The following is a 21479-nucleotide window of genomic DNA, read 5'->3' as shown; positions in this document are numbered from 1 at the left end:
ATAGGTGAGCCGTTCGCAGGGAACATCTCATGGCCTCAGTAACGTCGACGGGCAGCATCAGTCCCGAAAAGACCGCCTTCTCCGTCATTCTTGCCGTCAGCTTCTGCCACATGCTGAACGACATCATGCAGTCGCTGCTAACCGCACTGTATCCGTTGCTGAAGGCAAATTACGCGCTCGACTTCGTCCAGATCGGTCTCTTGACCTTCACGTTTCAATTGACCGCATCGATGCTGCAGCCGGCAGTCGGCATTGTCACAGATCGATGGGGCCTGCCCTACTCCCTGCCTGTGGCCATGCTTTCAACCTGCTCGGGGCTCATTCTCCTCGCAAACGCCGATCACTTCTGGATTCTTCTCTTGGCGGCGAGCCTGATCGGTGTCGGTTCCGCGATCTTTCACCCCGAATCTTCGCGCGTGGCCCGGCTCGCGTCCGGCGGCCGCCACGGGCTGGCGCAATCGCTGTTCCAGGTCGGCGGCAATGCCGGCAGCGCGCTGGGACCGCTGCTCGCCGCCTTCATCGTCATTCCGTTCGGCCAGGGCAGTCTCGCCTGGTTCTCGATCGTGGCGATCACCGGCTTCTTGGTGCTTTCCTGGGTCAGCACGTGGTACGTACGGCACCGCCGCATGACCATGAACCGGCCCGCTCCGAACCGCGCTCTTCCCCTACCGAAAGGCCGGGTTCTCTGGGCTATCGCTATCCTCGTCCTGCTGACCGCGACGAAGAACGTCTACCTCGCCTCCATATCCAGCTACTTTACCTTCTTCGTGATCGAGAAGTTCGGTACGAGCGTGCAGCAGGCCCAACTGATGCTGTTCCTGTTCCTCGGCTCGGCAGCCGCCGGAACCTTCCTCGGCGGCCCGATCGGCGACCGCTATGGCGCCCGCTTCGTCATCTGGTTCTCGATCCTCGGCGTCATTCCGTTCGCGCTCATGCTGCCCTATGCAAACCTGTTTTGGACGTGCGTGCTTAGCGTTCTGATCGGCCTCATCTTCTCGTCCGCCTTCTCCGCCATCGTCGTCTTCGCGCAGGAACTCGTTCCGGGTCGCGTGGGCCTGATTGCGGGTGTCTTCTTCGGCTTTGCCTTCGGCTTCGGCGGCATGGGCGCGGCGGTGCTCGGCATCTTCGCCGACCGGCAGGGCATCGCGTTCGTCTACGAGATCTGCTCCTACCTGCCGCTGCTAGGCATCTTGACGGTCCTGCTGCCAAAGCTTCCAGCAAGGTAGACGCCTTCCATGCGGTACCGTCGGATCGCCCGGGCGGACATGCGGTCCGGTTACCCGTAGACATCGGTATCCGCCGACGCGACCCCCTGTAATCATTCATAAATTATTGCGCGGTACCGTTATCGGATGGGGGCTTGGGCAGAGGCATGAAATGAGAGGGCGCGCGGTCTTTTCCGTCTTCCTGGCGACGCTGGCATACGCGTCCGCTGCTCGCGCCGAAACGCTCAACCTGCTCATCTGGGAATCCTACATCGACCAGGAAATCGTCGACCGCTGGACGGAAAAGACCGGCGTCACAATCCATCAGGTCAACTATGACAGCGGCGATGCCCGCGACGAGATCCTGGCGGATCCGGGCAGCAACATAGATATAGTTGTCGTCGGAGAAAACGGTGCGGCGCTTTTCGGCAGGAAGGGTGTTCTCGAACCGCTTTCCGAAGCCAACGTTCCCTCACTCAAGGACTATGCCGCCGAATGGCGCAAGCGCTGCGCCGGACACGGCCTGCCCTATCTTTGGGGCACCATGGGTATTCTCTATCGCTCCGACGTCGTGAAGGATCGCCCGACCTCCTGGCAGGATCTGATGCGCCCGGCGCCGGCGTTGAAGAAGCACATCGCCATGTTCGACGACCACAACGAGGCGTTCGTAGCCCCATTGATACTGCTCGGCGCGTCCATCAACGCCAACGACAACGAGACGCTGAAGGCCGCCTTCGACCTCATGAAGGAACAGGCACCGTCCGTGCTGACCTACGATTATGTGATCACCTCAGTCCAGAACCCGTCGACCGGCAGAAACCTTCACATGGCGCTCGGCTACAGCGGTGACCAGCATGTGCTCAACGACAAAGTTGGCGTTCCCGGTCTCTGGCGCTATTCGGTCCCGAACGAAGGCACGCTTTCCTGGCTGGATTGCATGGCGGCGACGGCGGGCTCGCCGAACAAGCGGCGGGCGCTGGAATTCCTCGACTTCATTGGTTCCGCGGACAGCGCTGCCGCAAACGCAATGGCATTGACCATGCCTACAGCAAGCAGCGCCGCGCTCAAGCTCCTGCCCGAAGCGATGCGCTCGGACCCGGCGGTCTATCCCCCTGCGGAAATACTGGCGAAAAGCCAATATCAGCAAGAACTCTCTGTCCAGTCGGTCCAGGCACGCCGACGCATCATCAGTACGTTGGCGAATTTCCAGTGACACTCGGTAAGCGCGCACTCATCCTCATCTTCCCTGTGGTGCTTGCGGGCTACCTCCTCGCTGCCTTTTCGGTTCACGTCGCCCAGAGCCGCTCGATCCGGGCGCTGGAACACGCCAAGCTCTCGCAAAGGCTCGAGCATGCGGCCGCAGTCTTTCAGAACGAGGTCCGACGGAGCAAAAGCTTCCTCAATGCGCTGCTGAACAGCAATGCGTTGCGCCAGTTCGTATCCGAAACGGACAGGACCTATCGCGCCAATGCGCTCGGCGTGCGTCTGCAAGAGAGCGTAAAGTCGCTCTCGGACGACCCAATGGGTTTCGTCTCGCTCGTCATCCTGACCTCCAAGCTCGAACCGGAATATTATTTCGAAAACAGCTGGGATCCGTTTGCGGAGGTCGACCAGGCACAGGTCGAACTCGCCAGGCAACTCGTCAAGGGCAGCAAACTTACGGATTGGACCTATCTTCACGACGTCGGCGGACGGCCCAGAATCGTCTACTCCCAGTTCATCGATCCGATCACCTTGGGCCGCCCCCTGCCCAGCAACAAGGCGAACGCGCTCCTGATGCAGGTGGCCGTGCAGCCCGATCGGTTCCTTGAGATGCAGACGAGGCTGAAGAAGGAATATGAGTCCGACATCGTTCTCCAGCCCTGGCCGCTCGCCGTTACCGATGACCTTTCGGCAAGCACACCCCTCGGACCGGCGCTCTATGCGACGCTGACGATTTCGGACGCGCATTTCGACAGCCAGATGATGCGCCAGAAGACGTTACTTGCGCTTGGTGCAGTGGCGATGAGCCTTTTTTCAATCTGGCTGATCGTCTTCCTGATCCGACGCTTCATTACCGGGCCGATCGCCACGCTCGATGCCAATGTCATGGCGGTCATGGTAGGAGCGCGCGATGAAATCGTCGATCGCGACGAAGCGGGCGAAATCGGCCGCCTGACCCAAAACATCCGTGAATTGCATCGCCAGTCGGTCCATGCCCTGGAGCTCGTTCAGCGAAGCTCCTGGACGGACACGCTTACCGGCATCAGCAATCGCGCGCATTTCAACACGCTTGCTGCCGGTGTCGTTCAGGACGCCATTTCGTCCGGCGAAAAATGCAGCTTGCTGTTCATCGACATCGACAATTTCAAATTTGTCAACGACAAGCATGGCCACGAAGTCGGCGACGAACTCCTCAAGACGCTTGCCGCCCGACTAGCAGACCACGTCGACGCCATCACCCGAAGACGGGGACAGAAACCAGCGATCTTCGCCCGCCTGTCCGGCGACGAATTCGCCGTCCTGGTGCGCTCGATACCGGGTGACGGCACCGTCAGGGAAATCGCCGCAGCAATTCTTGCTCTGTTCGAGGACGGCTTCGAGGTTTCCGGCAAGCGCTTCCCGGTGACGGCGAGCATCGGCGCGGCAATCTGTCCGGACGACGCCAGCAATGTCGCCGAACTGATCTCCAATGCCGACGCCGCCATGTATCAGGCCAAGAGCGCCGGCAAGAACCGCTCCAGCCGTTTCTCGCGCGCCCTTCATGACAGACGCACGCGGTTGCGCCAGATTCAGGAGGAACTGCGCTCTCTCGATCCAGACGAGCAGTTTCGCCTTGTCTACATGCCGATCGTCGACACGAAAGGCCGCGTCACCGGCTGCGAGGCCCTGCTGCGCTGGCACTCCCCCATTCTCGGCAACGTCACTCCGGACGAGTTCGTGCCGATCGCGGAAAGCTCCGGCCTGTTTTCCAAGATCGATTGGTGGGTCATCAACAAGGCGATGTCCGATTGCGCCCAACTGAAAGCGCTTTTCGGACCCGACACCGTGCTGGCGATCAACATCTCCTCCGCCGAACTGCACTCACGCTCGATCAGCGACTATTTTTCCGATTGTGTCGAACGCCATGGACTTCAGCCGCAGTCGATCGATATCGAACTGACGGAGACCTTCGCGGTCAAAGTGAGCGATCAGTTGCGGCGGAATATCGAGGAACTGCGCCAAAAGGGCTTCCGCCTCTCCATCGACGATTTTGGCGCAGGCTACACCTCGGTTCAGCAAATCATCGACTATGCCGCGGACACGATCAAACTCGACAGGGCGCTCGTCTCCAACCTGACCGCGTCACAGTCCCTGCCGGTCCTCAAAGCCGTCGTCGCGCTCTGCCACGCGAAGGATATGGCCGTGGTTGGCGAAGGCGTGGATACGCCGGAAAAGCTCGCGATGCTGACCGCGGCCGGCTGCGACCGCTTCCAAGGCTATCTGATCAGCAAGCCGCTTTCGCTCGACGATCTCGGAATCTGGGCGCTGACCCGAACGGCGCGCGCCACGGCCGAAGCGGTTGAAGGCAATGCCGAGGAATGGCGGACAGCCGCCCGCTCGACCCCGGTGTCCATTTGAATCCATCGCGAACACCGCTTTTTCCTTGACCTTACCCCGCCTGCCGTCCTAACCGCAGCGCAGCAATTACCTGATGGCGAGGGTGGCAATGAAGGTTCTTCTGATCGGATCGGGCGGACGCGAACATGCGCTTGCGTGGAAAATCGCACAATCGCCGAAACTGACCGCGCTTTATGCCGCACCGGGAAATCCCGGCATCGCCGAAGAAGCAACGATCGTAGCCCTCGATGTCGACAACCAACAGGCTGTGGTCGATTTCTGCCGGCGGGCGGCGATCGATTTCGTCGTCGTCGGCCCCGAGGCGCCACTCGTCGCGGGGCTTGCGGACACACTCCGCGCCGCAGGCATTGCGGTCTTCGGTCCGTCTGCCGCCGCTGCGCAGCTCGAAGGCTCCAAGGGCTTCACCAAGGATCTCTGTGCGAAATATGGCATTCCGACCGGCGCCTACAGACGGTTCACCGAGGCGGAGCCAGCAAAAGCCTATGTGCGGGAGCAAGGTGCTCCGATCGTGATCAAGGCCGACGGACTCGCCGCCGGCAAGGGCGTCACCGTCGCGATGACGCTTGACGAGGCGCTGGCCGCCGTCGACGAGTGCTTTGCCGGTGCGTTCGGGTCCGCCGGCGCCGAAGTCGTCGTCGAGGCCTATCTCGACGGCGAGGAAGCGAGCTTCTTCTGTCTCTGCGACGGCAAGAACGCCCTGCCGCTCGCTTCGGCACAGGATCACAAGCGCGTCGGCGACGGCGACACCGGGCCAAACACCGGCGGCATGGGCGCCTATTCGCCTGCACCGGTGATGACGGCCGAAATGGTCGAGCGCACGATGAAGGAGATCATCGAGCCGACGATGCGCGGCATGGCCGAAAGCGGCTATCCGTTCACCGGCGTCTTTTTCGCCGGGCTGATGATCACCGGAAAGGGCCCGGAACTCATCGAATACAACGTCCGCTTCGGCGACCCCGAATGCCAGGTGCTGATGATGCGCATGCAGAGCGATCTGTTGCCGCTGCTCTACGCCGCAGCCACCGGGACGCTTGGCGAGATGAGCGTTGACTGGCGGGACGAGGCGGCGCTGACGGTCGTCATGGCCTCGCGGGGATATCCGGGCGCCTACGAGAAGAACACGCCGATCACGGCTCTACCCGGTGAATCCGCGACGACCAAGGTGTTTCATGCCGGAACGGCGATGAATGGCGATCAGTTGGTGGCGACCGGCGGCCGCGTACTGAACGTCACGGCGATGGGCGAAAGCGTCGGCGAGGCCAAAGACGCGGCTTACGCGGCCCTGCGCGGCATATCATGGGAAAACGGATTCTATCGCCGCGACATCGGCTGGCGCGCCGTCGCCCGGGAAACCGCCTAGATCACGATGATTTTGGGTCGAATCGACCCAAAGTCATAAACGCGATTTGTAAGCGAGAAAGGCGGCATCATTCAATTTTTACCAATCCCCCTGACGGGAAGGTAAGGGAAAACGCATATTGTCGGTCTCGATAGTTTCGAGGAGAATCCAATGCGTTCCCTGCTTATCTCCGCCGCTTTCGCGCTTCTCGCCGGCACAGCCGCTGCGTCCTCGATCGAGGACGTCGTCTCCGGCAAGGCGGTCAACTCCAGTGTCGCTGCGGTTTCCTGCGCGGACTGCCCGCCGCTGCAGCCGAAGAAGAAGTCCTCCTATGTCGTTCCCGAGATCGCTCCCGGCACCGACAAGGTCGAACTCAAGGAAATCGACGGCGAGGTGAAGCTGGTGCGCACGGAAGCCTGGCTCGGTGGATCACCGGTCGTCTTCGTCAGCAAGGCACCCGAGGAAGTGGTGAGAGCCGCGGCAATGAAAGTCGAACCGGCAACGGCGAATGCCTCCGCAAGCGCCGATCTCAGCCACCCCGGCACGAATGAAGTCGTTTCCTCGGAGATCGATGAGACGGCCAAAACCGCCGCTGTTCACGCGGTCTCGCGCGCGGAACCGGTTGCAGCCTCGATGGTGGGCAACTCACAGGAATTTGATCCGGCTGGATTCGAACTTCGGCTAGATTAAAACCATATAAATACAGTTCCCTGCCCCGTCCAGCTGACCCCTGATTCACGGCTGACGGGTATTCGCTGCAATGGCGAGAGATTGCGCCCCTGAGAGAAGCAGGGGCGTAATCTTTTGCGGGATACCGGACAGTCGCATTCCTCACCCTGCCCTGGCGACCAGACGATCTATTTCCCCGTCGGAATAAATCTCGATGCCGTTCTGCCGCAGCAATGCGGCGGTCACGCCCATGCCCGACTGCCGCGCTCCGCTGAAGCTGCCGTCGTAGATGAAGCCTGAACCGCAGGACGGACTGCCGTCGATCAGCAACGCGAAGCGACAGCCGGTTTCGAGCGCAAGCGACAAGGTATTTTCGGCCGCTCGAACAAATTCGTCGGTCACGTCGCGGCCGCTCTTTTCAACCACACGAGCCCTTCCTGCGAGCACGTCGGATCCCGCCTGCCCGCTCGCGATCTCCGCCGGCGGGCGTGGAACCGGCATGCCGGCCGACATCTCGGGACAGATCGTCACAAGCCGGCCCTCGTTGCGCCAGCGATCGATCGCCGGATGAGAAAGCGGCTTCGACGCGCCGTCATAGCGCACCGCATGGCCCATGAGACAGGCACTGACGAGGATTTTGGCGGTCATGCCGCTTCATAGACGGTCGCCGCACATCTCTTCAAGGGGCGAATCTACCGAAGCAAAGGCAACGCGACGGAGCCCAGCAAAAGAAAAGCGAAGATCAAGTTGGCGACACGCGCCTTTTGCGGGTCACGGAGGATCGCCGCGATAGCGGCACCGAACCAGAGCCAGATCGTATTGACGGCGATTGCGAGGATGCTGAGAGCGATAACCTTCGCAATGGCGCTTTCGTCCGCACCGGTAGTACTACCCGCATAAACGGCGCCGATCGCGGCATAGGCTTTGGGGTTGGCGATAGCGAGCACCAAGCCGCTGAGGAAGGAGGGAGCGCCCGAGCCCTGTTCTTGAGCGGCAACCGGCGGCGCAGTGGCGATATGCCATGCGAGATAGATCATATACACGCCGGCGAAAATCATGAGCGCCGGCTTCATACCCGGCAATTCAAGAATGATAGCGGTTACGCCCGCGGCGATCGCCAGCACGACGGCAATCGTGCCGATATTGACACCGGCGGCGTAGTGCACGCTCAGGCGCATGCCGTGGGCCGCGCCCATGCCGGCGAGGCTGAGCGTCGCCGGGCCTGGACTGCCCATCAGCGGCAGCGCCGCGAGAACCAGGAGAGCGAGATCGCCGACCATGGTCGCATCCCCCGGCGTCAGACCCAGATATCGTTTTCAGCCGTGCGCTCGCCACCTTCGTGGCCGGTGTTCAGGATGCCGCGCGGTTCGATGAGCAGCATCTTCACTTCACCTTGAGCAAAGGGCTTGTGCTCGACTCCCTTCGGCACGACGTACATCTCGCCCGGTCCGACGGTGACCGAACCGTCGCGGAAATCGATCCGAAGCGTGCCGTCCAGCACGATGAAGGCCTCGTCCGTTTCCGGATGGTCATGCCAGACGAAATCGCCCTCGATGCGGACGATCTTGACCTGATACTCGTTGATTTCCGCGATCACCCGCGGCTGCCACTGATCGGAAAACCGCGAGAGCTTGTCCTGAAAATTGACCGGCGCATAGCTTCGCTTCGACGCATCCATTGCCTCTTCCTCCTGCCAACTACAGCGTCGCGCGTCCTTTAAGACGCGCAAGTACGCTGTAACACTTTGAATTGCTGCATGTTTTTGTCCTTGAATCGGCTACGATTTAAGGACCCATGCAGTAGGCCGAGGTTAAGGCGATCGTCGCAGGCAGTATTGAACAATCGTGCGCGGCGGAGCGCTTAACGGGAGGCTGGCGTGCCCGCCATACGCAGCCAGCGTCCCGGCGAAAGACCGAAGGCCCTCTTGAAATGGCGGTTCATATGCGCCTGGTCGGCAAAACCGGCATCTAGCGCGGCCTCCGCGGGCGATACTCCCCGGCGCAGATCGGCTTTCACCGCCTCCAAGCGACGTTGAACGAGATAGCGATAGGGACTTGTGCCGAACAGCCGCCGGAAGTCGCGGCTAAGCCCCCAACGGTCCCGACCGCTGATCGCCTCAAGCGTCTCAAGCGTAACCGTACCTTCCGGCAAATCGTGCAGGTAGAGCCGCGCGCGTTCCGCCGCGCGGTAGTCCAGCGCCCGACCAGGCGGCGAAGGACCGCCGGCCGCGGCCTCGAGCGCATGGGCAAGCTCGAAAAGGCCGTCCTCGAACTCCAGCGCTTCGATCCGGGCGTCCGTCGCGGGCAGCAACGCGCGAACCGCTGCAAGAAGCCGCGGATCGGGTGAAATGCCGCCGAGGATGAAGGGCAGCGGACGGCCACCTAGGACGCCTTGAATGGCGGCTGGTTCGATGTAGATCATGCGATAGCGGAAACCGTCATCGCTGCCCGCATGGCCGTCATGCAGTTCGTCGGGATGAAGCACCATCGTCCTGCCGGGAAGGCTGAAGCGATCGGCGCCGCGATAGCGGAAGCTCTGGACGCCGGAAAGCGTCTGCCCGATGGCGTAGGTATCGTGCCGGTGCGGCTCGTAGGCTGGCCCGGCGAAGAAGGCCTCGATGCGTTCGAACGGCACATCGTCCTCGGCAACCGCTATCCAGTCGCCGCGACGCCCACGGGCCAGCGGTTCGATGATGCCTTCACCCGCACTCGTATGGTCGCTCGTCATGCCCTACGAGATAGGGCAATTGCCCCCGGTTGTCGATGCAAGGCGGCTCGACGCAGCGTGTCGGAACAAATGCCAGCAACCGCACCAGAACGGCGATCGTTATCCCGCAATCTTCGAGAAATCCGCGACGGCCCCCGTGGCGGAGCGGATGAGCCCAAGCAATGCCAGGCGGTTGGCACGGATCGCGGCATCCTCGTCATTCACGAGAACATCGTTGAAGAATTCATCGACCGGGTCGCGCAGCTTCGACAACGCCGCCATTGCCGAGCGGAAGTCCTCGTTGACGATGGCATCGCGCGCATCACCGGTCGCGACCTTGATGGATGCGTGAAGCGTTCTTTCGGCGTCCAGTTTAAAGAGCCGCTCATCGACGGAAGCGGCGACTTCCGTGCCCTTTTTCTCCTCCGCTGCCAGAATCTGCGTCGCGCGCTTGGTGCCCGCCAAAAGGTTCTTGCCCTCCTCCGCAGTGATAAAGGCCGTCAGCGCCTCGACACGCCGCGCGATCAGCAGCAGATCGTCGGCGTCCGGTGCCAACACTGCGTCGATCAGATCGTAGCGTGCTCCGAGGTCACGGAGATATACCTTCAGCCGGTCATGGAAAAAGGCGAGAAGATCGGCAGAAATGTCGCCAGCGACCTTGGGCCTCTGCTCCTTGAGCCCCGCGAGCGCGATTTCGAAAAACGGCCGGAGCGGCAGGCGCGCCTTGCCTTCCAGGATGAGCCGGATGACGCCGAGCGCGGCGCGGCGCAGCGCATAGGGATCCTTCGAACCCGTCGGCTTTTCGTCGATCGCCCAGAAGCCAACGAGGGTGTCGAGCTTGTCGGCAAGCGCAACGGTCACGGCAACGGGATCGGCCGGCACGCGGTCGGAAGGCCCCTGGGGCTTGTAGTGATCCTCGATCGCATTGGCGACGGCGGATGTTTCGCCCTGCAGCACTGCGTATTTGTGCCCCATGATGCCCTGAAGTTCGGGGAACTCCCCGACAGCCTCGGTCCGCAAATCGGCCTTGGCCAGTACAGCGGCGCGATCGACCTCGGCAACGTCCGCGCGCGTGACCTTGGCGAGTTCTGCAGCCAGCGCGCGGATGCGGGCGACGCGTTCGCCCTGCGTTCCGAGCTTGGCGTGGAACGTCACGTTCAAGGCATCGAGCTTTGCCATGCGCTGGTCGAGCGGCTTCTTGAGGTCGAGCCCGAATTTCTTCGCGGACGGCACGAGCGTTTCGAGATCCGGGAGGTTGCCCTGGTCCCGCTTCCAGAAATGCGCCGCGTCCGAGAGGCGCGCGCGCACGACCTTGCCGTTGCCATGGACGATTTCCTTGCCGCCGTCCCTTGCCTCGATGTTCGACACGAGGATGAATTTGTTCGACAGCGTCTCGGCGCCCGGCTCGCGGGTGACGAAGCACTTCTGGTTGGTCTTGATCGTCAACCGGATGATTTCCGACGGGATTTCGAGATAGCTCTCCTCAAAACTTCCCATCAACACCTGCGGCCACTCGACGAGGTCTGACACCTCCTCGAGCAGTCCCTCGTCCTCGACAAGTTCGAGGCCACTGGCGAAGGCGACGTTGTGAGCATCGGCGGAGATGATTTGCTTGCGGCGCTCGGCATCGATCACGACCTTCGCCCTCTCGAGCTTTTCGGCATAATCGGCAAACCGGCGAACGATGATCGCCTCGGGTGCATGGAAACGGTGGCCAAAGGTCACGTTGGAGGCGACGATGCCGTCGACCTCGAACGGAATGACCTTGGTTTCCTCCGTCTCCGAACCGAAAGTGCAGACGATCGACTGGAGCGGGCGCACCCAGCGCAGGCTTCCGGGCCTCGCGGAGGCGGCACCGGAGCGCATGGATTTCGGCCAGGGGAAATTGCGGATGATCCCCGGCATCACCTCGGCGATGATGTCCTCGGCGGCCCGGCCGGACTTGAGGATATGGGCGACGTAAAAATCCCCCTTCTTCGGATCGCTGTGGACGTGGGCCTCGCTGATCGAGGAGAGGCCCGCGCCGCGCAGGAAGCCTTCGATCGCCTTTTCGTTGGCGTCGGTGCGCGGTCCCTTGCGCTCCTCGCGAATATCGGCAGAGCGCGCATTCAGGCCGCGGATATCGAGCGTCAGCCGGCGCGGCGTCCAGTATTCGCGCGCGCCCTCATAGGTCAGACCTGCTTCGACCAGCGCATCCGTCACGAGCTTCTTCAGGTCGCCGGCCGCCTTGCGCTGCATGCGGGCGGGGATTTCTTCGGAGCGCAGTTCGATAAGAAGATCAGGCATGGGACTCTGGACTTTGTTCTGTTCCGGACGGTTGCGGCGGACTTAGCAAGCTCCGATGAAAAAGTCACCAAGCCCGGCAAGGAAATTGGCCTGGCGGCGCTACCAGCCGCCACCGCCGCCGCCGCCACCACCGCCGCCGGAAAAGCCGCCACCGGAGGAAAAGCCCGAGGACGAGCTTTTGGGAGGAGGCGGCAGGGATGATGTCATGGTATCCGCCATTGAGCCGGCAAACCCGCCGATCCTGTCTCCGAAGGAACCTGGACCAAAGGTCTCGCCGTGATACCAGCTCGGTTGATAGCCAGCGGCAGCAGCGGCGGCGCCCGCAGCCGCGGCAAGCAGCCAACGGTCGAACGTCTCCGTCCATGGCTTTTCGACGCCGAGCGCCACCGCATAGGGCAGCAGCGTCTCGAAATGCCGGGGCGACATTTCCGGCGCGCCCTGGAGGTTCATCCGATCCTGCTCGGCGAGCGTCATGTATTGCCGCAGCCCGTCTATGCCGTCCATCATCCGTGTGCCGAGTGGCGTTGGAGCTCCCATCAGGAAGAAGAAAAGCACATTGACGAGCACGATGCCGCCAACCGCGAAGAGCAGCGGCAGGTCGTCCGCGCCAGTCGCGGCGAAGACGATGGCAGCTAGGACCCCAGAAAAAATCGTGAGGAACACGAATGCGAAAAAGGCCACGACCACGATCGACATGATGCGGCGCGCGAGGCTCGATCCGCGCCGCAACGACTTGCCGAACGAGACGGCGAAAATCGAGACAAAAAAGGCGATGAAGACCGGCACGATGACCAGCGGAATGCTTTCCTCGCTGAGATCGCCGAAGATGAAGAGCGCCGCCAGGGCAAGCAGCGAAAGCAAGACGCCGCCGACGATATAGGCCGTATTGGCGCTGTAGTACTTGTCGCGATGCTCCCGTTCCATCGAACTGCGGAAGGCAGAGCCCGCCGCCTCGACTTTCTTGCCGTTCGCCCGATCGATCGTGAGTTTGCCGCCGGCCGTTCCGATCGCCTTCATCAGCGTCGCCTCGCCGATTGGCAGCTTCTCTGTTCCCCCCTTGCCCGTCGCTGTGATGACGATCGCCTTCTTCAGGTCTTCGAGAACGACGTGACCCTTTACCGCGAGATTGAGCGCGGCAGCCGACAGCGCCGTCCATCCCTCGCCGGAAAAGCCCTTGTTGTCGATGTAATTCACGAGCGCCGGCGATATGCCATCCGGCGCATCCCAGCGCGGTACCATCACCCCGCGCGCCGGATCACGACCGACGCGCACCCAGGCGCGTCCGTAGTAGAGCGTGACAAGAACCAGGCCCGCACCGGCAATGACGAGAGCCAGATGGTCACGCAGCCACCAGATGTTTTCCTGGGATGCGCTTGGCCGATCGATACTGCCCTTCGGCAGTTTGATCGCGATCGTCAGGCCTTCCTGCGGGTGAAGTCGCCGCGTGGTGGCGAAGAAGATCTCGTCGCCCTCCTCGACCGCCCGTGCATCCTTGCCCGTCGCGCCGTAGCTGCCGGTAAACACGTCGAGCGCTTCGGATTTCACGCCTTCGGGCAAGGTGACGGTGGCGGTCGCCTCCTCGATCGGGAAGGTCCATTCGGTCCCGGTCACGTTCCAATAGAGTTCGTCGTGATCATCGAAGAAACGTATCTGCCGGCTTGTCTCATAGGTGATCTGGAACGTGTGCTCGCCGCGCGGCAGAAACACGTCGGCCTTGCCGGTATAGATGCGGATACCGCCGTTGATCGATTCGGTGCGATAGCTTTCCTCCTCGCCGTCGCGTTCGACCGAAACGAGATTGAAGTCCACCTTGCTGCGGCGGCCGTTTGCATCGATGAAGGTCAGCGGGAAATCGCGGTAGATACCACGCCTGATCTGGTTGCCTTCGACATTGGCGGTGATCGTCTCGGTAACGGTGAGCGTACCGTCCTTCGCAACCTCGATGACCGAGTGGAAAGACGAGATTATCTCTTGCGCGGCTGCTGTGGGTGGCCAGACAAGAACGAGAAGAACAAGCGCAAGCGCTGCGGAAAGCCGCTTCATCGCAATTCCCTTCTCCGCATCGTCAGAACTTAACCGATGGCACCGCCCGGTCCGCCTCATTGGCAATCTCGAAATAGCCGGCCTTGGCGAAACGGAAGGCATTGGCGATCAGATTGGACGGGAAGCTTTCGACCTTGACGTTAAGGTCGCGGGCAGCGCCATTGTAATAGCGCCGCGACATCTGGATCTCGCCTTCGATCGTCTCCAGCGTGCGCTGGAGCTCCGCAAAATTCTCGTTGGCCTTGAGATCCGGATAGGCTTCGGCGAGCGCGAAGAGCTTGCCGAGCGCCTGTGAAAGCGCTCCTTCAACGGCCGCCCTGCCGGCGACGTCGCCCTCCGGCACGGCTTGTGCTCGATTGCGCAATGCGACGACTTCTTCAAGCGTCGACTTTTCGTGCGCCGCATAGCCCTTCACCGTTTCGATCAGGTTGGGGATCAGATCGGCGCGCCGCTTCAATTGCACATCGATGCCGGACCACGCCTCTTCGGTGACCTGTCGCGCCTTGACGAGGCCGTTGTAGACAAAAACCAGATAAAGGATCACCGCGACGCCAATTGCCAGTCCGATCATGAAAACCCCTCCTTGAGAACCCGCCAGACATTAGCACCGGCGTTCCAGCTTGAAAGGCATTTTTTGCAATCAAAGCAACGGGCCACCGCAAAGTTGCGAGCGGCTCGCCTGGCCGCGCGAGCTCGATTTCCTTGAATCGGAATCGACGACCGGCTGCAACTACAAGGCTGTTCCGCCGGGAACGGCGCTGAAACTCAGGATCGGCGAAAGTCGTCTTGTAGAACAACCCAAGACGCAAAGCCCACGAACATGAAAACGCTCGCAACTCCCATCAACGTAATCGCCTTCCTGGCCCTCTTCTTTGCCTATGCGAGCGGAGCCCAGGCCGACAGGCCGAACGGCGTGCGCCGGGCATTGCAGACCTATGGCGGCCAGCTGTCTCTGGAGGCATTTCCGATCGCCGGACTTCTGCTGACGGATACCCGCCGATGCGCGCGCGGCCCCTGCCGCTGACGATCTTTTGATCGAAACGGAGGGTGACAAGCCCGTCGATTATGCCGCTTCCTTGTTCCAGTTCGCACCGCCTGCATCGGTCAGCAGGAACGCCTCGCCGCAAGCCTTTGCCAGCGTACGGACGCGCAGGATGTAGCTCTGGCGCTCTGTCACTGAAATCACGCCTCGCGCGTCCAGCAGGTTAAAGACGTGGCTCGCCTTGATGCACTGGTCGTAGGCGGGGAAGACGCATTTATGCAGGCGATTGTTGCTGCTGTCGCCGGGCGCGCCAGCCGCCAGCAGTGCCAGGCACTCCTTTTCCGCGTCGATGAAATGCTGATGGAGCATCGCCGTGTTGGCATATTCGAAATTGTGCCGCGAATATTCCTGCTCGGCCTGCAGGAAAACGTCGCCATAGCTGATCTTCTCGGCGCCCTCGCGGCCGTTGAAGTTCAGGTCGTAAACATTGTCGACGCCCTGGACATACATGGCGAGGCGTTCGAGACCATAGGTCAATTCGCCCGACACCGGCGAGCACTCGATGCCGCAGACCTGCTGGAAATAGGTGAACTGCGACACTTCCATGCCGTCGCACCAACACTCCCAGCCGAGACCCCAGGCGCCGAGCGTCGGGCTCTCCCAGTCATCTTCGACGAAGCGGATGTCGTGCAGCAGTGGGTCGAGGCCGATCGCGCTCAGCGAACCGAGATAGAGTTCCTGCAGGTTGGACGGGTTCGGCTTCAGGAGCACCTGGTACTGGTAGTAGTGCTGAAGCCGGTTCGGGTTCTCGCCGTAACGCCCGTCGGTCGGGCGGCGTGACGGCTGGACGTAAGCCGCACGCCATGGCTTCGGCCCGAGCGCGCGCAGCGTTGTCGCCGGATGAAACGTGCCGGCGCCAACCTCCATGTCATAGGGCTGGAGCACCGCGCAGCCCTTGTCGGCCCAATAGTGGTGCAGCGTCAGGATCAGGGCCTGAAAGGAGCGCTTCGGGTTCATATGGTCCGGGAGAGAGGCGGTGGTCATGGGATCACGTCCGAATTCTTCAAGATTTGCCGGACAGGTGCCACGCCGCACGGCAAGGGTCAAGCGTCTTGCCCGATCCCCGTCGGGATGAGGCGCAAGCCTTCACTCGTCGTCGCGCTTCAGGCGGTATTCTCCGGTCTTCGGATCCTTTACGAGCGTTCCATTGGCGCCGGTTTGTTGTTCGCGGCGCAGACGCTCGCGCTGCCGCGCCAGCTTCTCGGCGTCGGCAATGAATTTCCGATAGCCGATCCAGGCGACGACAGCGATGATCACGAGCAGGATAAGCTGCGGCATTGTTCCTCCTCTGCACGCTCCCTCCAATCGAACCCGAAGCGATGCAGCATTTCAAAGTGTAACAGCGACCTCATGCGCCTGGCCAGACGCGGGTGGAGGAGTCTCACCTAAAGCGTGTCGCATTCAATCGAATTATACGACGCCCTTAGGTCTTTGTTTTTATGCATGTCGTTGCCCCAAAACCGCTGCACACTCTTGGGCGACATGCATCAGAGCCCGTATCGCGCCCACAGTGCCCTTTCCTCGAGCGCTTCGGCAAGCCCCGCGGCCGCGGACGCAGCCAAGGGCGCCGCGATCGCTGCGGAAACAGCCGCTCCCGGCTGGCGGCGACCGAAGAGGCTGCGTGCCGGCTGGATCAGTTCGAGCCGTGTTTTTGCGCCATAGCGTCTCTTCACCTCTCCACGCATGTCGCCGAGAGCGTCGACAAGGCCAAGTTCCTGCCCGCGCCGGCCGGTCCAGAAAAGGCCGGAGAAAATATCGGGATGGTCGGCCAGAAGAGATCCCCGGCGGGTCTTGACCATCTGGATGAATGTGTCGTGGATCTCGAGTTGCAAGCTCTTGAGGAACTCTACGTCGCGCTCTTTTTCCGGCTGGAACGGATCAAGCACCACCTTGTTTTCGCCGGCCGTATAGACGCGCCGTTCGACACCGATTTTCTTCAGGAGTTCCGGGAAGCCGAAGCCACCGGAAACAACGCCGATCGAGCCGACGATCGAGGTCGGATCGGCGATGATCTCGTCGCCGGCAAGCGCGATCATGTAACCGCCGGAGGCAGCCACGTCCTCGACGAAGATGAGGACGCGCTTCTTCTTCTCTTCCGCGAGGTCGCGGATGCGCTGGTAAATCAGGCGCGACTGCACCGGCGAGCCGCCCGGCGAATTGATGGAGATGGCAACCGCCGGCGCATCTTTGATCGAGAAGGCCTTGTCCAGAAGCGGGGCCACGGTCGCGAGGTTGAGAATCGGGCGGAATTGGCCCCCGCCGGCCATGATCGCACCGTGAAGCCTTATTGCCGGAATCGTCAACCCGTCCCTACGGAACCGTCTCGGCATCAGCCTTTTGAAGAATCCGGCCATTTCAACTCCTGCCCGTCACAAACCTGCTCTCGATGTATGCACTGCCGTCGCAAACGCAATGCCCTTTTTTATCTCTCACGCTTTATCACCGGCGGCGGTAGGCGGCCCGCCCATTGTTGAGGTCATCCACTTCCGAAGAAAACCGGTGCGTTCCCTCGTCGTGCATGATGAGCGGCGCGCGCAGAGCCAAGCGCTTGCGGCTCTGCTTGATCGCCGTCACCAGGATGCGCACGGCATTCTCGCCCGCGCGTGGAAGAAGCGGCGTGATCTCGATACCGCCGAAACGGCGACCGCATGCCGCGATGATCTCGGCGATCGACTCCGGCCGGGCAATGAGAGAGAGCTGCCCACCTGGCTTCATGATCGCCCCCGCAGTCTTGATCCAGGCCTCGAAAAGATCGTCGGTCATCGCGTGAGCCTCGGCCTTGAGGCCGTCCGGCGTCGTCCGGTCCGAAGCGTCGTTGAACGGCGGGTTCATGATCACATGATCGAAGACGTCGTCCGGCAGGCCCGCGGCGGCGCGTGCCTTGCCATTCAGCGACACGTCCGCCTCGAGCACCGAGACCCGCGAAACGAAGTATGAATTCTGCGGCAATGCGAGGCTGCGGCGAGCGAAGCCGGCCATAATGGCCGAACGCTCCACCAGCAGCACGTCAGCCTCCTCGATCCTGGAGGCGACCGCCATGCCGGCCGCACCCGCACCGGCGCCGAGATCCGCCACGCGGCAGCGATCGCGACACGAAACGAGCGAGGCAAGCAGCATCGCATCCATGCCGGAGCGATGCCCCTGGCCCAGCGGCTGAATCAAGTGAAATCGGCCCCGGTGGAAGGCGTCCACGGTTTCCGGCATCGTCGTCATTGCGCCGCGCCTCCGAAAGGAAGGTCGCAAGTGGTTCGCGGAAAAGCCGAAGTCACTGCCGCAATTCCCTTTCCAGACCCGCATCGATCAGGATCCGCCGCGCCCTCTCGGCATCATCCTCCGCGACCAGGAAACGACGCGGCAAAAGGCCGAGCGAACCCTCCAGGATGCTCATGCCCTGATCGGCAATAAGGCAGCCAATGCCGGCATCCTTCATCAGGCTTTCGGCGAAGGAGAGAAGTACGGCGTCATTGGTGCGGATCAGTTCCTTCATTCGGCTCGGTTTTCCTGTCTTATTTCAAGCAAGCGAGGCAATTCGCCTCTTGCCGCCTGAAAGCCCTCTTTCTATTGTCGAAATCGACAATGAAACAGGAGTCCGGGCGTTGGGCGTAGTGATACCGCTGGAAGACAATAAAAACAAACAGGCGTCTGTGAAGCCGCTCGTCGACCTGACCATGTCCGACATGGAACGGGTCAACCAGCTCATCCTCTCCAAGGCCGGCTCCGATGTCCAGATGATCCCGGAGGTCGCCAACCACCTGATTTCGTCCGGCGGAAAACGCCTGCGCCCCATGCTGACGCTCGCCGCCTCCTCGATGTTCGGTTACGAGGGCGACGCCCATGTCAAGCTCGCGACCAGCGTCGAATTCATGCATACGGCGACGCTGCTGCACGACGACGTCGTAGACGAAAGCGATCTCAGGCGTGGGAAATCGACGGCACGCACGATCTGGGGCAACCAGGCAAGCGTGCTCGTTGGCGACTTCCTGCTCGGTCAAGCCTTCCGCATGATGGTCGATGTCGGCTCGCTCGAGGCACTCGACGTGCTTTCGACGGCAGCCTCGGTCATCGCCGAAGGCGAAGTCCTGCAGCTTTCGGTCGCCAAGAACATGGAGACGACCGAAGACGAATACCTGCAGGTCATCCGCGCCAAGACGGCGGCACTCTTTGCCGCTGCGGCGGAGGTCGGACCGATCGTTGCGGCAACCAGCAAGGCGAACCGCAACGCCCTGAAGTCGTACGGCATGAACCTCGGATTGGCCTTTCAATTGGTCGACGACGTCCTCGACTACGGAGGCTCTTCGAGCGACCTCGGCAAGAACGTCGGCGATGATTTCCGTGAAGGCAAGATCACGCTTCCGGTCATCCTCTCTTATCGCCGCGGCACGCCGGAGGACCGCACCTTCTGGCGCGAAGCCATCGAAGGCGGAAACAATGACGGTGCCAATCTCGATAAAGCGCTTGGCCTCATCCGGCGCTATGGCGGGCTTACCGACACAATTGCGCGCGCGCAACATTATGGCACGATCGCGCGTGACGCCTTGGCGCCGTTGCCGGTTACCCCCTGGAAATCAGCGCTGACAGAGGTGATCGATTTCTGCATCGATCGAGTGAGCTAGACCGGCGGACGTTCCATTTTAGGAATTTCTTGCCGCGTTGCGCCAAAAAAGCCATTCTGTTCCTCAAGACTTGCTTCCGGCAATCTCCGATCGATCCGGAAAAACCAGCGACGGTGCGGCAAACGCACCGTCGGCAATGAAAGGTTTGATATGCGGCAAAATACATTCCTTCGCCTTCTTAGCGGCGCGGCACTGCTGGCCCTCGCATCGGTGACCGGCAGCTATCAGGCCTTTGCCGAGGAAAAGGCGGTGATCGATGACGCGAAACCTTTCGACATCAGATCGGTCGACACCTTTTCCGGCGCTTTTCTGGCCGCCCGCACGGCCGACGTGGACCGCGACTTCGCCTCAGCAACCGAGCTCTACAAGATTGCCCTGCAATTCGAACCGGACAACAACGACGTCAAGCAGCGGCTGATGATCACGTTGCTCATGGCGGGCAAGCTTGACGAGGGCGTCAAGATCGCAGAGGACCTTAAGTCCGATCCGGCCGTCGAACGCATCACGACGGTCGTACGTGCAATCGAAGCGATCCGCAAACGTGAATACCGCAGCGCCCAGAAGCTCCTCGCCTATGACGGCCCGAACGATCTAGACCGGATGATGAATACGCTTCTGTCCGCCTGGGCGAAGTTCGGCCAGGGGCGGCCGAAGGAAGCGCTGGCGCAGATCAAGGCGCTCGATGGTCCAGAATGGTTCCGCGTCTTCAAGAACTATCACGCCGGCGCGATCGCGCTTGCCGCCGGTGACAAAGCAACGGCACGCGCACGGCTCAACGACGCCATTCTCGACCGCGAAGGCGGCAGCGCCGCTCCGGACACGTTCATGCGCTCGGTCGAGGCGCTGGCACGTTTCGAGGCCCGTGAGGGTAACAAGCAAAAGGCGCTCGACACGATTGCCGTCGGCGAAGGCATGGTCAACAACTACACGCCGCTCGAAGCGCTGAGAAAGAGCATCGAGGAAGGCAAGCCCCAGGAGCAGCAGGTTCGCAGCGCCGTCCAGGGCGCCGCCGCGGTACTCTTTTCCGTCGGAGGCGCGCTCAATCGCGAAGGCGCGGAAGACGTCGTTTCGCTCTATCTGCAGACCGCGCGCCAGCTCGATCCGGAAAGTGCCGACATCCTCGTCATGCTCGGCGGGATTGCCGAAAACCTGAAAAAGGAAGAGGAGGCGATTGCGCTTTACAAGAGCGTGCCGGAAAACTCGCCGATGCGCCGCCTCTCCGAGCTTCAGCTTGGCCTCAGCCTAGCCAGCATCGGCAAGGTCGAAGAGGCCAAGAAGCACCTGAGAGCGTTGATCGACGTCGATCCCAAGAATATCCGCAACTATCTCGCCTATGGCAGCGTGCTGTCGGACGCGAAGGACTACAAGGAGATGGGCGAGCTCTACGACCGGGCCGTTGCCGCCATCGGTCCCGTCCCGAAGCGCGGCGACTGGACAGTATTCTTCCAGCGCGGCATCGCCTACGAGCGACAGAAGATCTGGGAGAAGGCCGAGCCGAACTTCCGCAAGGCCCTGGAGCTCAATCCGGATCAGCCGCAGGTCCTGAACTATCTCGGCTATTCCTGGGTCGACATGAACATCAACCTTGACGAAGGCCTCGACATGATCCGCAAGGCGGTCGAGCTCAAGCCTGATGACGGCTACATCGTCGATTCGCTCGGATGGGCCTATTTCCGCATGAACCGGTTCGACGAGGCCGTGACTGAACTCGAGCGCGCGGCCGAATTGATGGCGGGCGACGCCACGATCAACGATCACCTGGGCGATGCCTACTGGCGTGTCGGACGCAAGCTCGAGGCGGTATTCCAGTGGAATCAGGCACTGGAGTTGAAGCCCGAGGAAGCGGAAATTCCGAAGATCAAGGCGAAGATCGAAGACGGCTTGCCGCCCATCAAGCCGCAAGTTCCGGCCGCGGCCGACGCCAAGGAGTTGCCGAAGAAGACAGGCCCCGCGACGCCGGACAAGAAATCCTGAGA

Annotated in this window: 20 protein-coding genes; 8 read left to right on the top strand and 12 right to left on the bottom strand. The window is 61.6% G+C overall.

Features of this window, described 5'->3' with window-relative positions:
* Nucleotides 1–29: 29 nt before the first annotated feature.
* The 5 genes from RB548_RS02995 (at nucleotide 30) to RB548_RS02975 (ending at nucleotide 6834) form a co-directional block, all read left to right on the top strand.
* Nucleotides 30–1226: an MFS transporter gene (locus RB548_RS02995; RefSeq protein WP_331373572.1), complete on the top strand. Its 1197-nt coding sequence runs from the start codon at nucleotides 30–32 to the stop codon at nucleotides 1224–1226.
* Nucleotides 1227–1377: 151 nt separating this feature from the next.
* Complete coding sequence (locus RB548_RS02990; protein ID WP_331373571.1) at nucleotides 1378–2418, top strand: polyamine ABC transporter substrate-binding protein; 1041 nt, start codon at nucleotides 1378–1380, stop codon at nucleotides 2416–2418.
* Complete coding sequence (locus tag RB548_RS02985) at nucleotides 2415–4805, top strand: putative bifunctional diguanylate cyclase/phosphodiesterase (RefSeq protein WP_331373570.1); 2391 nt, start codon at nucleotides 2415–2417, stop codon at nucleotides 4803–4805. The genes RB548_RS02990 and RB548_RS02985 overlap by 4 nt, the downstream gene beginning before the upstream one ends.
* Before the next feature lie 88 nt (nucleotides 4806–4893).
* Nucleotides 4894–6165: a phosphoribosylamine--glycine ligase gene (gene purD / locus RB548_RS02980; protein ID WP_331373569.1), complete on the top strand. Its 1272-nt coding sequence runs from the start codon at nucleotides 4894–4896 to the stop codon at nucleotides 6163–6165.
* A gap of 150 nt (nucleotides 6166–6315) precedes the next feature.
* Nucleotides 6316–6834 (top strand): plant virulence effector HPE1-like domain-containing protein, encoded by a 519-nt coding sequence (locus RB548_RS02975; RefSeq protein WP_331373568.1) that lies wholly within the window; start codon nucleotides 6316–6318, stop codon nucleotides 6832–6834.
* Between the two features lie 141 nt (nucleotides 6835–6975).
* Here the strand turns inward: RB548_RS02975 and RB548_RS02970 are convergent, their stop codons facing one another.
* The 7 genes from RB548_RS02970 to RB548_RS02940 all read right to left on the bottom strand — a co-directional run bounded on the left by RB548_RS02970 (nucleotide 6976) and on the right by RB548_RS02940 (nucleotide 14419).
* Nucleotides 6976–7461: a DUF523 domain-containing protein gene (locus RB548_RS02970; RefSeq protein ID WP_331373567.1), complete on the bottom strand. Its 486-nt coding sequence runs from the start codon at nucleotides 7459–7461 to the stop codon at nucleotides 6976–6978.
* A 44-nt stretch (nucleotides 7462–7505) separates the two neighbouring features.
* Nucleotides 7506–8093: a LysE family translocator gene (locus tag RB548_RS02965; RefSeq protein ID WP_331373566.1), complete on the bottom strand. Its 588-nt coding sequence runs from the start codon at nucleotides 8091–8093 to the stop codon at nucleotides 7506–7508.
* A gap of 17 nt (nucleotides 8094–8110) precedes the next feature.
* Nucleotides 8111–8491 carry a cupin domain-containing protein gene (locus tag RB548_RS02960; RefSeq protein WP_331373565.1) on the bottom strand — a complete coding sequence of 127 codons (381 nt, stop codon included), beginning with the start codon at nucleotides 8489–8491 and terminating at the stop codon, nucleotides 8111–8113.
* Nucleotides 8492–8673: 182 nt separating this feature from the next.
* Entirely contained in the window at nucleotides 8674–9540 is an 867-nt protein-coding gene (locus RB548_RS02955) for an AraC family transcriptional regulator (RefSeq protein WP_331373564.1), read from the bottom strand.
* A gap of 99 nt (nucleotides 9541–9639) precedes the next feature.
* A complete protein-coding gene (gene glyS, locus RB548_RS02950) occupies nucleotides 9640–11805 on the bottom strand; it encodes a glycine--tRNA ligase subunit beta (RefSeq protein WP_331373563.1) in 2166 nt (721 codons plus the stop codon).
* Nucleotides 11806–11904: 99 nt separating this feature from the next.
* Nucleotides 11905–13848, bottom strand: a complete 1944-nt coding sequence (locus tag RB548_RS02945; RefSeq protein WP_331373562.1) for a DUF2207 domain-containing protein — start codon at nucleotides 13846–13848, stop codon at nucleotides 11905–11907.
* Between the two features lie 22 nt (nucleotides 13849–13870).
* Nucleotides 13871–14419, bottom strand: coding sequence for a LemA family protein (locus RB548_RS02940; protein ID WP_331373561.1), 549 nt, complete (start codon nucleotides 14417–14419; stop codon nucleotides 13871–13873).
* A 249-nt stretch (nucleotides 14420–14668) separates the two neighbouring features.
* On the opposite strand from RB548_RS02940, the gene RB548_RS02935 reads away from it, so the two are divergent.
* Nucleotides 14669–14872 carry a hypothetical protein gene (locus RB548_RS02935; protein ID WP_331373560.1) on the top strand — a complete coding sequence of 68 codons (204 nt, stop codon included), beginning with the start codon at nucleotides 14669–14671 and terminating at the stop codon, nucleotides 14870–14872.
* A gap of 39 nt (nucleotides 14873–14911) precedes the next feature.
* Here RB548_RS02935 and RB548_RS02930 read toward each other — a convergent pair whose 3' ends face one another.
* The 5 genes from RB548_RS02930 to RB548_RS02910 all read right to left on the bottom strand — a co-directional run bounded on the left by RB548_RS02930 (nucleotide 14912) and on the right by RB548_RS02910 (nucleotide 18377).
* Nucleotides 14912–15874, bottom strand: a complete 963-nt coding sequence (locus RB548_RS02930; RefSeq protein ID WP_331373559.1) for a glycine--tRNA ligase subunit alpha — start codon at nucleotides 15872–15874, stop codon at nucleotides 14912–14914.
* Between the two features lie 102 nt (nucleotides 15875–15976).
* On the bottom strand, nucleotides 15977–16168 hold the full coding sequence (locus RB548_RS02925) for a hypothetical protein (protein WP_180940345.1): 192 nt from the start codon (nucleotides 16166–16168) through the stop codon (nucleotides 15977–15979).
* Between the two features lie 209 nt (nucleotides 16169–16377).
* Nucleotides 16378–17244, bottom strand: coding sequence for a S49 family peptidase (locus RB548_RS02920; protein ID WP_331373558.1), 867 nt, complete (start codon nucleotides 17242–17244; stop codon nucleotides 16378–16380).
* A gap of 85 nt (nucleotides 17245–17329) precedes the next feature.
* Complete coding sequence (locus RB548_RS02915; protein ID WP_331373557.1) at nucleotides 17330–18103, bottom strand: tRNA1(Val) (adenine(37)-N6)-methyltransferase; 774 nt, start codon at nucleotides 18101–18103, stop codon at nucleotides 17330–17332.
* Between the two features lie 52 nt (nucleotides 18104–18155).
* A complete protein-coding gene (locus RB548_RS02910) occupies nucleotides 18156–18377 on the bottom strand; it encodes a putative signal transducing protein (RefSeq protein WP_331373556.1) in 222 nt (73 codons plus the stop codon).
* A 109-nt stretch (nucleotides 18378–18486) separates the two neighbouring features.
* Here RB548_RS02910 and RB548_RS02905 point away from each other — a divergent pair, with 109 nt between their 5' ends.
* On the top strand, nucleotides 18487–19503 hold the full coding sequence (locus RB548_RS02905) for a polyprenyl synthetase family protein (protein WP_331373555.1): 1017 nt from the start codon (nucleotides 18487–18489) through the stop codon (nucleotides 19501–19503).
* Between the two features lie 150 nt (nucleotides 19504–19653).
* Nucleotides 19654–21477, top strand: a complete 1824-nt coding sequence (locus tag RB548_RS02900) for a tetratricopeptide repeat protein (protein WP_331373554.1) — start codon at nucleotides 19654–19656, stop codon at nucleotides 21475–21477.
* Nucleotides 21478–21479: the final 2 nt, after the last annotated feature.

Origin of the sequence: Sinorhizobium chiapasense, assembly GCF_036488675.1 — a bacterium.
GTDB classification, from domain to species: domain Bacteria; phylum Pseudomonadota; class Alphaproteobacteria; order Rhizobiales; family Rhizobiaceae; genus Sinorhizobium; species Sinorhizobium chiapasense.
This window is presented reverse-complemented; position numbering and strand designations above follow the sequence as displayed.

Excerpts from the sequence above, each read along its gene's own strand:
- RB548_RS02995 (WP_331373572.1), top strand. The coding sequence starts at position 30 with ATGGCCTCAGTAACGTCGACGGGCAGCATCAGTCCCGAAAAGACCGCC.
- RB548_RS02990 (WP_331373571.1), top strand. The coding sequence starts at position 1,378 with ATGAGAGGGCGCGCGGTCTTTTCCGTCTTCCTGGCGACGCTGGCATAC.
- purD (WP_331373569.1), top strand. The coding sequence starts at position 4,894 with ATGAAGGTTCTTCTGATCGGATCGGGCGGACGCGAACATGCGCTTGCG.
- RB548_RS02975 (WP_331373568.1), top strand. The coding sequence starts at position 6,316 with ATGCGTTCCCTGCTTATCTCCGCCGCTTTCGCGCTTCTCGCCGGCACA.
- RB548_RS02970 (WP_331373567.1), bottom strand. The coding sequence starts at position 7,461 with ATGACCGCCAAAATCCTCGTCAGTGCCTGTCTCATGGGCCATGCGGTG.
- RB548_RS02965 (WP_331373566.1), bottom strand. The coding sequence starts at position 8,093 with ATGGTCGGCGATCTCGCTCTCCTGGTTCTCGCGGCGCTGCCGCTGATG.
- RB548_RS02960 (WP_331373565.1), bottom strand. The coding sequence starts at position 8,491 with ATGGATGCGTCGAAGCGAAGCTATGCGCCGGTCAATTTTCAGGACAAG.
- RB548_RS02955 (WP_331373564.1), bottom strand. The coding sequence starts at position 9,540 with ATGACGAGCGACCATACGAGTGCGGGTGAAGGCATCATCGAACCGCTG.
- glyS (WP_331373563.1), bottom strand. The coding sequence starts at position 11,805 with ATGCCTGATCTTCTTATCGAACTGCGCTCCGAAGAAATCCCCGCCCGC.
- RB548_RS02945 (WP_331373562.1), bottom strand. The coding sequence starts at position 13,848 with ATGAAGCGGCTTTCCGCAGCGCTTGCGCTTGTTCTTCTCGTTCTTGTC.
- RB548_RS02940 (WP_331373561.1), bottom strand. The coding sequence starts at position 14,419 with ATGATCGGACTGGCAATTGGCGTCGCGGTGATCCTTTATCTGGTTTTT.
- RB548_RS02935 (WP_331373560.1), top strand. The coding sequence starts at position 14,669 with ATGAAAACGCTCGCAACTCCCATCAACGTAATCGCCTTCCTGGCCCTC.
- RB548_RS02930 (WP_331373559.1), bottom strand. The coding sequence starts at position 15,874 with ATGACCACCGCCTCTCTCCCGGACCATATGAACCCGAAGCGCTCCTTT.
- RB548_RS02925 (WP_180940345.1), bottom strand. The coding sequence starts at position 16,168 with ATGCCGCAGCTTATCCTGCTCGTGATCATCGCTGTCGTCGCCTGGATC.
- RB548_RS02920 (WP_331373558.1), bottom strand. The coding sequence starts at position 17,244 with ATGGCCGGATTCTTCAAAAGGCTGATGCCGAGACGGTTCCGTAGGGAC.
- RB548_RS02915 (WP_331373557.1), bottom strand. The coding sequence starts at position 18,103 with ATGACGACGATGCCGGAAACCGTGGACGCCTTCCACCGGGGCCGATTT.
- RB548_RS02910 (WP_331373556.1), bottom strand. The coding sequence starts at position 18,377 with ATGAAGGAACTGATCCGCACCAATGACGCCGTACTTCTCTCCTTCGCC.
- RB548_RS02900 (WP_331373554.1), top strand. The coding sequence starts at position 19,654 with ATGCGGCAAAATACATTCCTTCGCCTTCTTAGCGGCGCGGCACTGCTG.